At 72.5% G+C, this 13574-nt stretch carries 13 protein-coding genes; 4 read left to right on the plus strand and 9 right to left on the minus strand.

Translation table 11 applies throughout. The features are described from left to right. Positions 1-47: 47 nt before the first annotated feature. From ACIPAE_RS14710 to ACIPAE_RS14720, 3 genes are all read right to left on the minus strand, one after another. Positions 48-1202, minus strand: a complete 1155-nt coding sequence (locus tag ACIPAE_RS14710; RefSeq protein WP_402445321.1) for a Gfo/Idh/MocA family protein — start codon at positions 1200-1202, stop codon at positions 48-50. A gap of 243 nt (positions 1203-1445) precedes the next feature. Next, a complete protein-coding gene (locus ACIPAE_RS14715) occupies positions 1446-2312 on the minus strand; it encodes an Fpg/Nei family DNA glycosylase (RefSeq protein WP_402445323.1) in 867 nt (288 codons plus the stop codon). 5 nt (positions 2313-2317) lie between these two features. Beyond that, the gene (locus ACIPAE_RS14720) at positions 2318-2974 is read right to left on the minus strand and encodes a TetR/AcrR family transcriptional regulator (protein WP_402445325.1); all 657 of its coding nucleotides are present in this window, start codon (positions 2972-2974) and stop codon (positions 2318-2320) included. Between the two features lie 148 nt (positions 2975-3122). Here ACIPAE_RS14720 and ACIPAE_RS14725 point away from each other — a divergent pair, with 148 nt between their 5' ends. Both ACIPAE_RS14725 and ACIPAE_RS14730 read left to right on the plus strand, forming a co-directional pair. Next, complete coding sequence (locus ACIPAE_RS14725) at positions 3123-4058, plus strand: SDR family oxidoreductase (RefSeq protein WP_402445327.1); 936 nt, start codon at positions 3123-3125, stop codon at positions 4056-4058. A 274-nt stretch (positions 4059-4332) separates the two neighbouring features. Next, the gene (locus tag ACIPAE_RS14730) at positions 4333-4737 is read left to right on the plus strand and encodes a VOC family protein (RefSeq protein ID WP_402445329.1); all 405 of its coding nucleotides are present in this window, start codon (positions 4333-4335) and stop codon (positions 4735-4737) included. Positions 4738-4883: 146 nt separating this feature from the next. Here the strand turns inward: ACIPAE_RS14730 and ACIPAE_RS14735 are convergent, their stop codons facing one another. Both ACIPAE_RS14735 and glnA read right to left on the minus strand, forming a co-directional pair. Next, complete coding sequence (locus ACIPAE_RS14735) at positions 4884-5747, minus strand: PhzF family phenazine biosynthesis protein (protein WP_402445498.1); 864 nt, start codon at positions 5745-5747, stop codon at positions 4884-4886. A 255-nt stretch (positions 5748-6002) separates the two neighbouring features. Beyond that, complete coding sequence (gene glnA, locus ACIPAE_RS14740) at positions 6003-7412, minus strand: type I glutamate--ammonia ligase (RefSeq protein ID WP_329370284.1); 1410 nt, start codon at positions 7410-7412, stop codon at positions 6003-6005. Between the two features lie 252 nt (positions 7413-7664). On the opposite strand from glnA, the gene ACIPAE_RS14745 reads away from it, so the two are divergent. Next, complete coding sequence (locus tag ACIPAE_RS14745) at positions 7665-8132, plus strand: RDD family protein (RefSeq protein WP_328463150.1); 468 nt, start codon at positions 7665-7667, stop codon at positions 8130-8132. 195 nt (positions 8133-8327) lie between these two features. Here the strand turns inward: ACIPAE_RS14745 and ACIPAE_RS14750 are convergent, their stop codons facing one another. The 4 genes from ACIPAE_RS14750 to lipB all read right to left on the minus strand — a co-directional run bounded on the left by ACIPAE_RS14750 (position 8328) and on the right by lipB (position 11542). Then, positions 8328-9008 (minus strand): DUF4191 domain-containing protein, encoded by a 681-nt coding sequence (locus tag ACIPAE_RS14750; RefSeq protein ID WP_328463149.1) that lies wholly within the window; start codon positions 9006-9008, stop codon positions 8328-8330. A gap of 33 nt (positions 9009-9041) precedes the next feature. Further along, a complete protein-coding gene (locus ACIPAE_RS14755) occupies positions 9042-9281 on the minus strand; it encodes a hypothetical protein (RefSeq protein ID WP_402445500.1) in 240 nt (79 codons plus the stop codon). Positions 9282-9608: 327 nt separating this feature from the next. Further along, the gene (gene lipA / locus ACIPAE_RS14760; protein ID WP_366412257.1) at positions 9609-10598 is read right to left on the minus strand and encodes a lipoyl synthase; all 990 of its coding nucleotides are present in this window, start codon (positions 10596-10598) and stop codon (positions 9609-9611) included. A 167-nt stretch (positions 10599-10765) separates the two neighbouring features. Beyond that, positions 10766-11542: a lipoyl(octanoyl) transferase LipB gene (gene lipB / locus ACIPAE_RS14765; RefSeq protein ID WP_329370289.1), complete on the minus strand. Its 777-nt coding sequence runs from the start codon at positions 11540-11542 to the stop codon at positions 10766-10768. Between the two features lie 311 nt (positions 11543-11853). Here lipB and ACIPAE_RS14770 point away from each other — a divergent pair, with 311 nt between their 5' ends. Further along, a complete protein-coding gene (locus ACIPAE_RS14770) occupies positions 11854-13506 on the plus strand; it encodes a regulator (protein WP_402445333.1) in 1653 nt (550 codons plus the stop codon). The last annotated feature ends 68 nt before the right edge of the window (positions 13507-13574 follow it).

Here is a 13574-nt window from a genome sequence, read left to right on the forward strand (position 1 = left end):
GAGCCCGCCGAGCCCGCGGAGTCCGCCGAGCCCGGCCGGCCCCACCCTCAGGCGGTGGCCCACGCCTCCTCCGCGGTGGTCACCGGCGCCCCTGTGCGAGCGGACTCCTCGACGGCCAAGGCGAGCAGGTGGTCCTGGCAGCCCTCGGCCAGCGGGTAGGGCTCAGGCCCCTCGCCGCGCACCCAGGCGCCGGTCCGGCACAGCAGGTCCACCACCGCGAGGTCGTCCTCGGACAGGCTCGCGCCGACGTAGTCGTTGCGCCACACCACCCGGCCGTCGAAGGAGATGTGGTGCACCTCGGCGCCCTCGAGGTTGAGGTCGGTGCCGGTGCGGCGGCGGACCAGCGCGGACTCCACCGGGGTCCGCGGGTCGGCCATCCGCACCACGCTGTCGTCCACGATCTCGCCGAGCGAACCGCGGACGACGACCCGGCGGGCGCGCAGCGGGTTCCACCACTGGTTGTCGGTGAAGTCGTACAGGCCGGTGCGGCCGGCGCCGAAGTCGATCAGGGCGAGGGTGGTCGTCGCGTCTTTGGGCGTCAGGTCGTCCGACCAGCCCCTGGGGGAGAGCGGGTCGGCCAGCGGTGCGGTGAAGGCGCGCGCGGTCACCGTCGCCGGCCCGAAGCCGACGCCGAGGGTGTGCCGGATCAGGGACATCGCGTGGTACATGTGCGTGGAGGAGAGCTGGACCGAGGTGGCCGCGCCGATCACGCCGTCGCGGACGAGGGCGATCCGGGCCGCGTGCCCGGGCATCAGCACGTACTGCTCGGCGACCTGCACCAGCGCGCCGCCGTCCGCGGCCGAAGCCGAAGCCATGCCCCCGCCCCCGCCGCTAGCGGCGCGGCGGGCGCCGCCCACCGCGCTCCACAGCTCCCGGAGCCCTGCCGCGTCCGGCGCCGGCGGCGTCTCGGCCAGCACCGGCACGCCCTGCTCCACCAGGTCCCGCACCACCCCGGGAGTCACGTCCCAAGGAACCGACGGGATCACGAACTCCGGTTCGGCCGCGAGCAGTTCACCGACCGTACGGTAGGCGGGCACGCCCCATGCCGTGCGGACCTGCTCGGCCCGTTCCGCCGAGCGTGTCACCACCCCGGCCACCGCGAGCCGCTCGGGCAGTGCCCGGGCGAGCCGTACGAAAAACTCCGACCGCCAACCGCTACCGACAATGCCGAACCGTATCGGCGCCGTGTCCACGTCACCCATCGCGCCGGCCTCCAGCCGCTCGCTTGCCCGCGGGCACGTCACCGTCCCGCCTCACTGCTGGAAAACCATACGGTCAACGCCTTACGCACCGACATCCGGTCCCGCCACCCGGTCCCGCCACCCGTTCCCGGCGCCCGGCAACGGCAGCCCACCGCCGCGGGCGCCCCACATCGGGCCGCACGGCCGTATGCACGGCAACCCGGGCCGACCCGGGCCCGGCTCACCCTGTGCGCCGCCGGGGCGCTACTTCAGCAGTCGCGACATCCGCCGGTCCGCCAGAGGCTTCCCGCCGGTCTGGCAGGTCGGGCAGTAATTGAGCGCCGAGTCGCTGAACGACACCTCGCGAACGGTGTCCCCGCACACCGGGCACGGCTCGCCCTTGCGCCCGTGCACCCGCAACCCGCTCTTCTTCTCGGCCTTCAGATCCCGCAGCGGCAGCCCCCGCGAGCGCTCCACCGCGTCCCGCAGCGTGCTGCCGATCATGTCGTACAGCAGCGCCGCCTCCTGCCCCGACAGTTTCGCCGCGAGCTTGTACGGCGACATCTTCGCCGCGTGCAGGATCTCGTCGGAGTAGGCGTTGCCGATCCCCGCGATCACGCTCTGGTCGCGCAGCACCCCCTTGATCTGCCGCCGCTCGCCCGCCAGCAGCCGCGCGAACGCCTCGGGGGTGAAGTCCGATGCCAGCGGGTCCGGCCCCAGCCGCGCCACGCCCGGCACCTCCGCCGGGTCGTGCACCACGTAGACCGCCAGCCGCTTCTGCGTGCCGAACTCCGTCACGTCGAAGCCGGTCCCGGCCGGCTCCGCGAGCCGTACCCGCAGCGCCAGCGGCCCCTTGCCGGGCCGGGGCGGCGCGTCGGGCAGGTTGTCGTTCCAGCGCACCCAGCCCGCCCGCGCCAGGTGCATCACCAGGTGCAGGTCACCGGCCGCCAGGTCGAGGAACTTGCCGTGCCGCGCGACCGCGTCGAACGCCCGCCCCTCCAGGTCCGCGACCCCCGGGCGGTACGTCTTGAGGGCGCTCACCGCCAGCGGGTACACCCGCTCGACGGTCCGCCCCACCAGGTGGTCGTCGAGAAACCAACGCAGCGCTTCGACCTCGGGCAATTCAGGCATACCCCCTATGATGCCTCCGCGTCCCGCGCTTCCCCGTCCCGCACCTTCCCGACCCGTGCTGTCCCGTCCCGCGCTTCCCCGGCCCGCGCGTTCCCGTCACGCCGTTCAAGGGTGGCGAGGAAGCTCTCCGCCGCGTCCTGGACCCGGGCCCGGTCGCCGGTGGCGAGCAGGTCGAGCAGCAGGCCGCGGATCGTCGCGATCACGAGCGTGGCCGTGCGTTTCGCGGTCACCGGGTCGGTGCCGGGCCCCTGCGTCTCGCACAGCGCGTTCATCCAGTCGGCGACCACCCGGTCCAGGAACTCCGCGAACTGCTCCGGCGCCTGGAGCGCGCGCCCGTAGACGGCGAAGAACAGCCTGAACTCCGCCCCCCGCCGCGGGTCCGAGGTCCGGGTCCAGACCGCGCGCACCGCCGTCGCCAGGTCGGGCTGCTCGCCGAGGGTGTCGTTGGTGGCCGCGAAGATGCGCTCCCGCAGCCGACCGAGGATGGCCTCCAGCATCTGCTCCTTGGTGCCGAAGCGGTGCACCAGGGTCGTGGTCGACACGCCGAGCGCGGCGGCGACCGGCCGCCACGACAGCTCGGAGAACCCGTGCTCGACCGTGTAGTCCACCACCGCGTCGAGCAGCTCCGCCCGCCGCTGATGGTCGACCGGGCGCCCCGCCATCGCTTCCTCCTGTTGCTCCCGACCCGGCCCCGCCGCCCTCGGCGCTTCCGCCGCCGGGCGTGGCCTCGGTTTGACATTTCTGGTACGACTGTACACAGAATATTTCTAGCACGACCGTACAAATAATAAGACCCTCTGGAGGTTCCCCGTGCACGTCTTCGTCACCGGAGCATCGGGCTGGATCGGCCGCGGGCTCGTCCCCGACCTGATCGCCGCCGGCCACACGGTCACCGGGCTGGCCCGTTCCGACAACTCGGCCCGCGCCCTGCGCGACGCGGGCGCCGAAGTCCGCCTCGGCTCGCTCGACGACCTCGACACCCTGCGCAGCGCTGCCGCCGACTCCGACGGCGTCGTCCACCTCGCCTTCAAGCACGACATCGCCTTCGCGGGCGACTTCGCCGGGGCCACCGGCGCCGACCGCGCGGCGATCGAGACCTTCGGGGAGACCCTGGCCGGCACCGGCAAGCCGTTCGTCATCGCCTCCGGCATCCTCGGCGTGCTCGGGCTCCCGCCCGGCGCCGTCGCCACCGAACGCGACGGGCTGGCCGCTCCCGCCGCGGAGCAGGGCGCCCCGATCGCCGGCGCCAACGCGCGGATCGCCAACGCCCACTACACGCTCGCCCTCGCCGACCGCGGCGTGCGCTCCTCGGTCGTACGGCTGCCCCCGGCCACGCACGGAAACGGCGACAACGGGTTCATCCCGACCGTGATCGGCTTCGCACGCGAGAAGGGCGCGGCCGCCTACGTCGGCGACGGCGCCAACCGCTGGCCGTCGGTCCACCGCGACGACGCTGCCCGCCTGTTCCGCCTCGCGCTGGAGTCCGCGCCGGCCGGGTCGGCGCTGCACGCGGTCGGCGACGAGGGCGTACCGATCCGCGAAGTAGCGGAAGTCCTCGCCGAACGCCTCGGCATCCCCGCGGTCTCCGTCCCGCCCGAGCGGGCCGGGGAGTACGTCGGCTGGCTCGGCGGTTTCTGGGGCACCGACGGGCCCGCCTCGGCGCGGCTCACCCGCGACCTGCTCGGGTGGGAACCGACCCGCCCGGGCCTGATCGCCGACCTCAAGGAGGGCCACTACTTCGCATGACGCCCCGGGTTGGCATGACGCCCCCGGGCCGCCTCGCCTGACGCGCCGGCGCACCTCCAGCCCCGGCCCCGGCGCCGTACAATCGCCACTCCGGTCGGGCCGCCCCGCGAACCCGGCCCGCCCGGATCGGCGAACCCGCCGACGAAGAAGGGGACTTGCCGGTGCGCCACCACGACCGCGACCGCGACCGACGCCGCGACCACGACCACGACCGCGACCGACGCCACGACCGCCACCGCGGGACCACCGCGATGCCCGACCGGTCGGCGGCGTCATGACCGCCCCGACCCCGGGCGCGCTCCACCACGTCGAACTCTGGGTCCCCGACCTCGACCGTGCGATCACGTCGTTCGGCTGGCTGCTCGAAGCCCTCGGCCACACGCCCTTCCAGCACTGGGACCGGGGGCGGAGCTGGCAGCTCGGTACGACCTACCTCGTCATCGAACAGTCCCCCGCCCTCACCGCAGCCGCCCACGACCGCTGCCGCCCCGGCCTGAACCACCTGGCGTTCCACGTCGCCGACCCGCCCACCGTCGAGGCGCTGGCCGCCGAGTCCCGCCACCACGGTTGGCGCCTGATGTTCCCCGACCGCCACCCCCACGCCGGCGGCCCGGACCAGTACGCCGCCTACCTGGAGAACGACGACGGCTTCGAGGCCGAACTCGTCGCGATCGCCTGACCACCGCCCCCGACCGGAGCATCCGGCTTGCGCACCGGTTCGCAGGCGAAGCCGACGACCTTCGGCGAGAGCCCGTCGGTCGTGCGGCGGCCCGGCAACCCACTCGGTGACGGGGCCGCCGCCGTAGGCGAGGATTCCCCGCTCGACTACGGCAAGGGGGCCGTCGCGGTGATCTGCGCGGCACCACCCACGCGTACCAGCGAACCCGATGAGCCGTGCCACGTGGTGGCCGTGATCGTGGAGGGGCTGCCGAGCGAGTCGCCCATGTCCACGGCGATGTCGGTGATGCCCCGACCGGCCAGGTCAGCGGCCAGGCAGGCGGTGCTGTTGGCGTTGGCGATGTCCTCCGCCACGCCGATCGACGGGGCGAACATGCGGGCGGCGACGCGGCCGTCGGGCGTCGGCACGGAATAGACGTAGCAGCCCAGCAAACCGAGACGGTCACAGCCGGCCCTGAGCCGTACGAAGTCCGGGTCGAGCGCCGCGAGAGCCGACCGCGTGGTGATGGGTACCAGCAACCGAGGCCGTCCCACCGAGGCTACGCGGATACCCGGCGCGAGCGAGTCCGCGGTGACCCCGAGCGCGGGCAGGACGAGTTCGCACTCGACAGGCGTGGCCTCGCGCAGGTCCACAGGGCCGGGCTCGAACGCCGCCCTGAACTGCGCCTTCTCCCGTAGACACCAGCCGTTGAAGACCCGCCCCGCCGTACGAAGCGTGGCCAGGTACTCCGCGCCCCCGGCGCGTTCGGCGAGGAACGCCAACGCCGCAACCGTTCCGTGGCCGCAAGCGGGCAGTTCCCCCTCGGCGGTGAAGAAGCGCAGCGACGCCCCGGGCACGCCCTGCCGACCGTCGTCCACCGAGACGAAGACGGCATGCGACGTCCCCGCCGTCACCGCCACCCGCCGACGCTCCTCATCGGTCAACGCCGCGTCGTCCACCACCGCGGTGGGGCTCCCCCCTCGACCTCCACGCACACAAGCGCGAACGATCACCACGGCCGACCCCCGCACACCCGTCAACTCCCCTCCCCGAACCCCGAACCCCGAACCCGCGCCACGCCACCTGCCAAGCCCGCACCGCGTCGCGCCCCGTCGTGGAAGGCACAGCCGAGGACGTCGCTGTCCCGGATCGTTCGCCTGGCGCCGAACCGGCGGCGCGGGCGATGCGAGCCCCATGACGCAGAGATCCCCAGGCCGGCGAAGTGCCGACCTGGGGAATCTCCGGGACCGGGGACCGTGAGACCCCGGCGCACCCGACCTCGCGGTTTAGATGTCGAAGTAGAGCTCGAACTCGTGCGGGTGGGGGCGGAGCTGGAGGGGCGCGATCTCGTTGGCGCGCTTGTAGTCGATCCAGGTCTCGATCAGGTCGGAGGTGAAGACGCCGCCGGCCTGGAGGTACTCGTTGTCGGCCTCGAGGGCCTCAAGGACCGCGGGGAGCGAGGTCGGGACCTGGGCGACGCTCGCGTGCTCCTCGGGGGCGAGCTCGTAGAGGTCCTTGTCGATCGGCTCGGCCGGCTCGATCTTGTTCTTGACGCCGTCCAGGCCCGCGAGGAGGAGCGCGGAGAAGGCGAGGTAGGGGTTGGACGACGGGTCCGGCGCGCGGAACTCGACGCGCTTGGCCTTCGGGTTGGAGCCGGTGATCGGGATGCGCATCGCGGCGGAGCGGTTGCGCTGGGAGTACACGAGGTTCACCGGGGCTTCGAAGCCGGGCACCAGGCGGTGGTAGGAGTTCACCGTGGGGTTGGTGAACGCCAACAGCGAGGGGGCGTGCTTGAGGATGCCGCCGATGTAGAAGCGGGCGGTGTCGGACAGGCCCGCGTAACCCTGCTCGTCGTAGAAGAGCGGGGTGCCGCTCTGCCACAGCGACTGGTGGACGTGCATGCCGGAGCCGTTGTCACCGAAGATCGGCTTGGGCATGAAGGTGGCGGTCTTGTTGTTGCGCCAGGCGACGTTCTTGACGATGTACTTGAAGAGCATCAGGTCGTCGGCCGCGGCGAGCAGCGTGTTGAACTTGTAGTTGATCTCGGCCTGACCGGCGGTGCCGACCTCGTGGTGCTGGCGCTCCACCTGGAGCCCGGCCGCTTCGAGTTCGAGGGAGATCTCGGCGCGCAGGTCGGCGAAGTGGTCGACCGGCGGGGCGGGGAAGTAGCCGCCCTTGTAGCGGACCTTGTAGCCGCGGTTGTCCTCGGTGGCGCCGGTGTTCCACGCGGCCGCCTCGGAGTCGATGTGGTAGAACGACTCGTTCGCGGAGGTCTGGAAGCGGGCGCTGTCGAAGACGTAGAACTCGGCCTCGGGACCGAAGTACGCGGTGTCGGCGATGCCGGTGGAGGCGAGGTACGCCTCGGCCTTCCTCGCGACGTTCCGCGGGTCACGGCTGTACTGCTCGCCGGTGATCGGGTCGTGGATGAAGAAGTTGATGTTCAGCGTCTTGTCCCGCCGGAACGGGTCGACGCGGGCAGTCGACAGGTCCGCGCTCAGCGCCATGTCGGACTCGTGGATCGCCTGGAACCCGCGGATGGACGAGCCGTCGAAGGCCAGTTCCTCGGTCGGGTCGAACGTCGAGACCGGGACCGTGAAGTGCTGCATCACGCCGGGCAGGTCGCAGAAGCGGACGTCGACGAACTTGACGTCCTCGTCCTTGATGAACTTGTTGACGTCGTCGGCGTTCTGGAACATCCAACTCCTCCTAGGCCCGGCCCCGCGGGTCGGGTTGGCGATCGAGATGTGCGGCCAGTGCGGTGGCGCACACTGCCCTGACCTTAGGGATCAGGGATTTCTCCAGCATGACCCATTTGTTTCGCAGAGGTTAACCGCGATGCCCCGGAATCGCCCCCGGCCGCCCGCCGCCCAGCGCCCGCAAGGGCAGCCGGGAGGGGCGTCAGGTGCCCGCCCGGTGGTCCGTTCGTGCGCGGGGTTACCGTGGATGCCGTGGACAACAGGGAAGTAGTGGGATCGTGGCTCTCCGGGCCGCGCGCGGCCGCGGAACAGATGGGCGTGGAGTTCGGCTACCGCGGTGAGCGGCTGGGCCTGCCCGAGGACGGACCGGGGTCCATCGCGTCCATCGGCCGCCGGGTCGCGGCGATCTTCATCGACTGGGTGCTGTGCGTGGTGATCGCATACGGCCTGATCGCTCACCGTAATGTGCACACCGCGAACAACTGGGCGCTCGTCGTCTTCGGCGCGGTCAGCCTGATCGGGCTCGCGCTGGTCGGCAGCACCCCGGGGAAACTGATCACCCGGCTGAGGGTGATCGGCGTTGACGGCCGCCGGCTCAGCCCGCTCGCCGCGCTGATCCGTACGGTGCTGCTGCTCCTGGTCGTCCCGGCGGTGGTCTGGGACCGCGACACCCGGGGGCTGCACGACAAGGCCGCCAAGGCGGTCCAGGTCCGGATCTGACGGCGGGACGCGGGAACGGGAACGCGGGACGCGGGAACGGGAACACGAGGACGGGAACGCGCCGACACGAACAGCGCGGGCGCACGAAAAGGGGCGCCGGGATCTCCCCGGCGCCCCTTCGGCGTGTTCGGCTTCGGCAGGCGAAGCGGCTCGGCTTCCGACGGGCGACGCGCTCGGCTCCGACGGGCGAAGCGCTCAGCGCCCGCGCGGCATCCGCATGCCCTTCGGCATCGGGCCCTTCGGAATCGGCATGTTGCTCATCAGGTCCCCGAGCGCCCGCAGCCGGTCGTTCACCTCGGTGGTCTTCGGACCGCTCAGCGACCGCGGCAGCCGCAGCAGCGTCGTACGGATCTTCTTCAGCGGAAGCTGGCCCTCGTCGTCACCGACGATGTAGTCGTGCACCGGCACGTCGTAGACGACCCGGGCGACCTTCTTCTTCTCGGCGGCCAGCAGCCCCTTCACCCGGTTCGGGTTGCCCTCGCCGACCAGGACGATGCCGGCCTTGCCGACCGCCCGGTGTACGACGTCCTGGCTCTTGTTCATCGCCACCGCGGGGGTCACGGTCCAGCCCCGCACGTTCTGCAGCACGGCGGCTGCCGCGCCCGGCTTGCCGTCGAGCTGCCCGAAGGCGGCCCGCTCGGCACGGCGGCCGAAGACCACCGCGGTCGCCAGCAGGCCCACCAGGAGACCCAGGATGCCCGCGTAGATGGGGTGGTTGATCAAGAAGCCGAGGGCGAGGATGACACCGAAGGTGACGATTCCCACAGCCGCAAGGACAAGGCCGATCTTCGAATCGGCCTGCCTGGTCATCTTGTATGTCTGGACGATCTGCGCGAGCCGTCCAGAACTGCTCTCGGATGTTTCCTTCCTCGCCATGTGGCAAAGGATACGTGGCCTGTCGGTACGCCGTCACCGCGGCCGGGCGGCTCCGCCGCGCTCCGCGCCCGCGAGCGCCGCGATCTCGTGCTCGGCCTCTCGCCGGTCCTTGGCGCGCTGCCGGTCCGCCACGACGGCCGCCCACGCGTTCCTGCGGGCGGTCTGCTGGCCGCCGCTCAGCAGAAGGGTCTCCACCGCGCGCAGCGCGCCCGCCACCGGCACCGCCGGCGCATGCCGCTGACCGCGGCGGAAAAGGGGCCGGCGGCCGGTCAGGAGGCGGCCGGGAACGTGCACCTGCTCGGACGACGACGACATGGCGTCCCCTCGGGAGGAAGGAGGAAGGAGGTGGACGGAGCGGGAAGAGCGGCGGTACGGGTCTGGCGGCAGTACGGGGCCTGGCGGACGTACGGCGGTGCGGGACCTACGGGCGGTGCGAAACCTGCGGTGCGAAACCCTGCGGTGCGGGACCTGCGGAGGGCCCTGCGGAGGTACGGAACGCGTGCGGTGCGGGACCTACGGCGGCGCCGCGCTGCCCGACACGACAACGGTGCGGCGAGAACAAGTCTCGCCACACCGTGTTACCAGCCGGTGACCTTCCGGTCAATCGCGTATGAAAGCCGCACCGCCGGCGTGTGCCGGGGCGTCCAGGCCGGCCCGCCGGTCGATGGCCTGCTGGAAGAGCCGCCCGGCGCGGTATGACGAACGCACCAGCGGCCCGGACATCACACCCGCATAGCCGATCTCCTCGGCCTCCTCCTTCAGCTCCACGAACTCCGCCGGCTTCACCCAGCGCTCCACCGGGTGGTGCCGTGCGGAGGGCCGCAGGTACTGCGTGATGGTGATCAGCTCGCACCCCGCGTCGTGCAGGTCCTGCAGCGCCTGGCTGACCTCCTCGCGCTCCTCGCCCATCCCCAGGATCAGGTTGGACTTGGTGACCAGGCCGGCCTCGCGGGCGCGGGTGATCACCTCAAGCGAGCGCTCGTAGCGGAAGCCGGGGCGGATGCGCTTGAAGATCCGCGGCACCGTCTCCACGTTGTGCGCCAGGACCTCGGGGCGGGCGCCGAAGACCTCGGCGAGCTGCGCGGGCTCGGCGTTGAAGTCGGGGATGAGCAGCTCGACCTTGGTACGGCCGCCCGCGCGGTCCGCGGTCATCGCGTGGATGCGCCGGACGGTCTCCGCGTAGAGCCAGGCGCCGCCGTCCTCCAGGTCGTCGCGGGCGACGCCGGTGATGGTGGCGTAGTTCAGGTCCATGGTGAGCACGGACTCGCCGACCCGGCGCGGCTCGTCGCGGTCGAGGGCCTGCGGCTTGCCGGTGTCGATCTGGCAGAAGTCGCAGCGCCGCGTGCACTGGTCGCCGCCGATGAGGAAGGTCGCCTCGCGGTCCTCCCAGCACTCGTAGATGTTGGGACAGCCCGCCTCCTGGCACACGGTGTGCAGGCCCTCGCTCTTCACGAGTTTCTGCATCTGCGTGTACTCGGGACCCATCTTCGCCCGGGTTTTGATCCACTCGGGCTTGCGCTCGATGGGGGTCTGGCTGTTGCGGACCTCAAGGCGCAGCATCTTGCGTCCGTCGGGTGCGACTGCAGACACGACCGGCTCCCTCTAAAGCTTCGATTCTACGGCGAACACCAGCGTACGCCCGTACTTCCCACGGCTCATCATCGATGCAACCTGCGGCATGGACGGGGCATTCCCGTCCCCGCCGGGCCGCCGTCCGCCCGGCACACACCGCGCCGGGCCGACGCCGTCCGGTCGGCTCACACCGCGCGGGGCAGCGGGACGGCCGTGCCGAGCACCGCGGTGAGGTGCTTCTCGACCACCGGCAGCACCTCGGCCACCGGCACGTCCCGGCCCAGTTCGGCCGAGAGCGAGGTGACGCCCGCGTCGCGGATGCCGCACGGCACGATCCGGTCGTACCAGGTGTTGTCGGGGTTGCAGTTGAGCGCGAAGCCGTGCATGGTCACGCCCTTCGCGACGCGGATGCCGATCGCGGCGAGCTTGCGGTCCTCGCGGCGCTGGCCGGCGTTGGAGGGGGCGTACTCCGGGCCGTTCAGCCGCGGGTCGAACTCCTCGTCGGCCAGCCGCGGGTCGAAGTCCAGGGTGAGGCCGCCCGGGCGCTGCTCCACGGGGTCGCCCAGCACCCACACGCCGCTGCGCCCCTCCACCCGCGAGGTCTCCAGACCGAAGTCGGCGGCCACCTGGATCAGCGCCTCCTCCAGCCGGCGGACGTGGGCGACCACGTCGACGGGGCGGGGGAGCTTCATGATCGGGTAGCCGACGATCTGGCCGGGGCCGTGCCAGGTGATCTTGCCGCCGCGGTCGACGTCGACCACGGGGGTGCCGTCGAGGGGGCGCTCGTTGTCGGCGGTGCGGCGTCCGGCGGTGTAGACCGGCGGGTGTTCGAGCAGCAGGCAGGTGTCGGGCACCTCGTCGAGGAACCGGGCCGCGTGCACACGGCGCTGCTCCTGCCACGCTTCCTCGTACTCGACGGCGTCGGCGCCGAACCCCAGGTGGACGAAGCGCAGTTCGCTCACGGCTACTCCTACTCCTCTGCGGTACGCGACGGAGGCGCGTTGCCGGCCACGGCTGGTGGTGCGGCCGGGCGCACCTCAGCCACTGTACGGCGGCGCGCGGAGCGGCCGTGCCGCGGGCCCTGCGCGGCCGGGGGCCGGCCCCTTCCCGACCACCGCCGCGACCGCGATCCCGCCGCACAGGAACTGTCCGGAATGCGGCCAGTTGTAGTCCATTCGGGCGAATATACGGCTCTTACGGTGAGCTTCCCGGCACTGACCGTTACATTCACGCCGTTCTTGAGACCGCCCAGAGGAAGTGGACCGTACTGCCGATGACGGACCGCCCCACGCAGCGAACGCCGAACCTTCCGACCAGCGCGGCGCCCCGCCAGGCGCGTACCGAACGGCAGAACCGAGCCAACACCAAACTCGCCGAGATCATCGCGGAAGCAGGCTTCTCGCATGCGGGACTCGCCCGCCGGGTCAACCAACTCGGCGTCGAGCACGGCCTCGACCTGCGCTACGACAAGACGTCGATCACCCGCTGGCTGCGCGGGCAGCAACCCCGGGGCACCACGCCGGCGCTGATCGCGGAGGTCTTCACGCAGCGGCTCGGCCGCCGGCTGGCCGCGCCCGACCTCGGGCTCGACGCGTGCGCGCCGGTCTACGCCGGGCTGGAGTACGCGGCCACGCCCGAGGAGGCGGTGGACATCGTCAGCGGGCTGTGGCGCAAGGACACCGGGAACCAGGCCGAGTTGCGGAAGATCGCGTTCACCCCGGCGGGGCTGGTGGTGCCGAGCCGGGACTGGCTGATCGGGCGGGCCGACGAGCGGGTGGGGCAGGGGCCGCAGCATCCGGTGGCCCCGGTGCCGTCCGTGGCGGCGGAGGCGGGCCCGGCGGACGGCGACGGGGAGCGCGCGGCCGGGGCGGAGGAGCCCGGGGGCGGGGCCGTGGCGGTCCAGGGCGCCTGGGCGGCCCGGGCCGCGCGGGTGCCGACGCAGAGCCGCGGGGCGCGCGAGGGCGAGCCGGTCGTGCTGCTCGGGGGCCATGCGGGAGCCGGGACGGGCGGCGGCGTTCCTGGTCGGGTCGGCGCGGGCGACATCGCCGCGGTACGCGCCGTCGGCGACCTCTTCCGCTCCCTCGACCACGCCTACGGCGGCGGGCACGCCCGGCAGGCCCTCGTCCGCTACCTGGAGCACGAGGCCGAGCCGCTGCTGCGCGGGTCCTACGGCGAGGCGCTCGGCCGCCGGCTGTTCGCCTCCGTCGCCGACCTCACCCGGCTCGCCGGGTGGACCTCGTACGACATCGGGGCGCACGGTCTCGCGCAGCGCTACTTCGTGCAGTCGCTGCGGCTGGCGCAGGCGGCCGGGGACCGGGTCTACGGGAGCTACGTCCTGGTCACGATGAGCCGTCAGGCCGTCTACCTCGGGCACGGGCGCGAGGCGGTGCAACTCGCCCGGGTCGCCCAGCAGGGGGTCGGGTCGGGGGCGCCCGCGGTCGTGCACGCGCTGCTGCACGCGGCCGAGGCGCGGGGGCACGGGCTGATCGGGGAGGCGCGGGCCTGTGCGGGGGCGCTGGCGCGCGCCGAGCGGTCGCTGTCCGCCGCCCGCGGCGGGGACGAGGTGCCCGGGTGGGCGCGGTTCTTCGACGAGGCGCAGCTCGCGGACGAGTTCGCGCACTGCCATCGGGACCTGCGGCAGTACCGGGCGGCGGTGCAGTACGCCGAGCGGTCGCTGCAGCTCAGGGCGGCGGCGTACGCGCGCAGCAGGCTGTTCTGCCGCACCGTGCTGGCGTCCGCGCGGCTCGGGCTGGGCGAGGTGGAGGTCGCCTGTGCGCACGGGGTGGAGGTCGTTCGCGGGGCGAGCGAGATGCGGTCGGTCCGCGCGGGCGAGTACGTCCGGGAGTTCCGGGGGCGGTTGGAGCCCTTCCGCGACACGGTCGCCGTCCGCGCGTTCCTCGACCGCGTGGCGGCGTTACCGCGCTGATCGACCGCGTGGCCGTGTTACCGCGCTGACCTCCCCCCGCCTTCCCTCCATCGCCGGGCGGCTCCACC

This window comes from Streptomyces sp. NPDC087270 (genome assembly GCF_044744625.1).
GTDB lineage: Bacteria > Actinomycetota > Actinomycetes > Streptomycetales > Streptomycetaceae > Actinacidiphila.

Bases quoted from the DNA above. Each gene is read 5' to 3' on its own strand.
- ACIPAE_RS14715 (WP_402445323.1), bottom strand. From the start codon at position 2,312: ATGCCTGAATTGCCCGAGGTCGAAGCGCTGCGTTGGTTTCTCGACGAC.
- ACIPAE_RS14720 (WP_402445325.1), bottom strand. From the start codon at position 2,974: ATGGCGGGGCGCCCGGTCGACCATCAGCGGCGGGCGGAGCTGCTCGAC.
- glnA (WP_329370284.1), bottom strand. From the start codon at position 7,412: ATGTTCCAGAACGCCGACGACGTCAACAAGTTCATCAAGGACGAGGAC.
- ACIPAE_RS14750 (WP_328463149.1), bottom strand. From the start codon at position 9,008: ATGGCGAGGAAGGAAACATCCGAGAGCAGTTCTGGACGGCTCGCGCAG.
- ACIPAE_RS14710 (WP_402445321.1), bottom strand. From the start codon at position 1,202: ATGGGTGACGTGGACACGGCGCCGATACGGTTCGGCATTGTCGGTAGC.
- ACIPAE_RS14770 (WP_402445333.1), top strand. From the start codon at position 11,854: ATGACGGACCGCCCCACGCAGCGAACGCCGAACCTTCCGACCAGCGCG.
- ACIPAE_RS14730 (WP_402445329.1), top strand. From the start codon at position 4,333: ATGACCGCCCCGACCCCGGGCGCGCTCCACCACGTCGAACTCTGGGTC.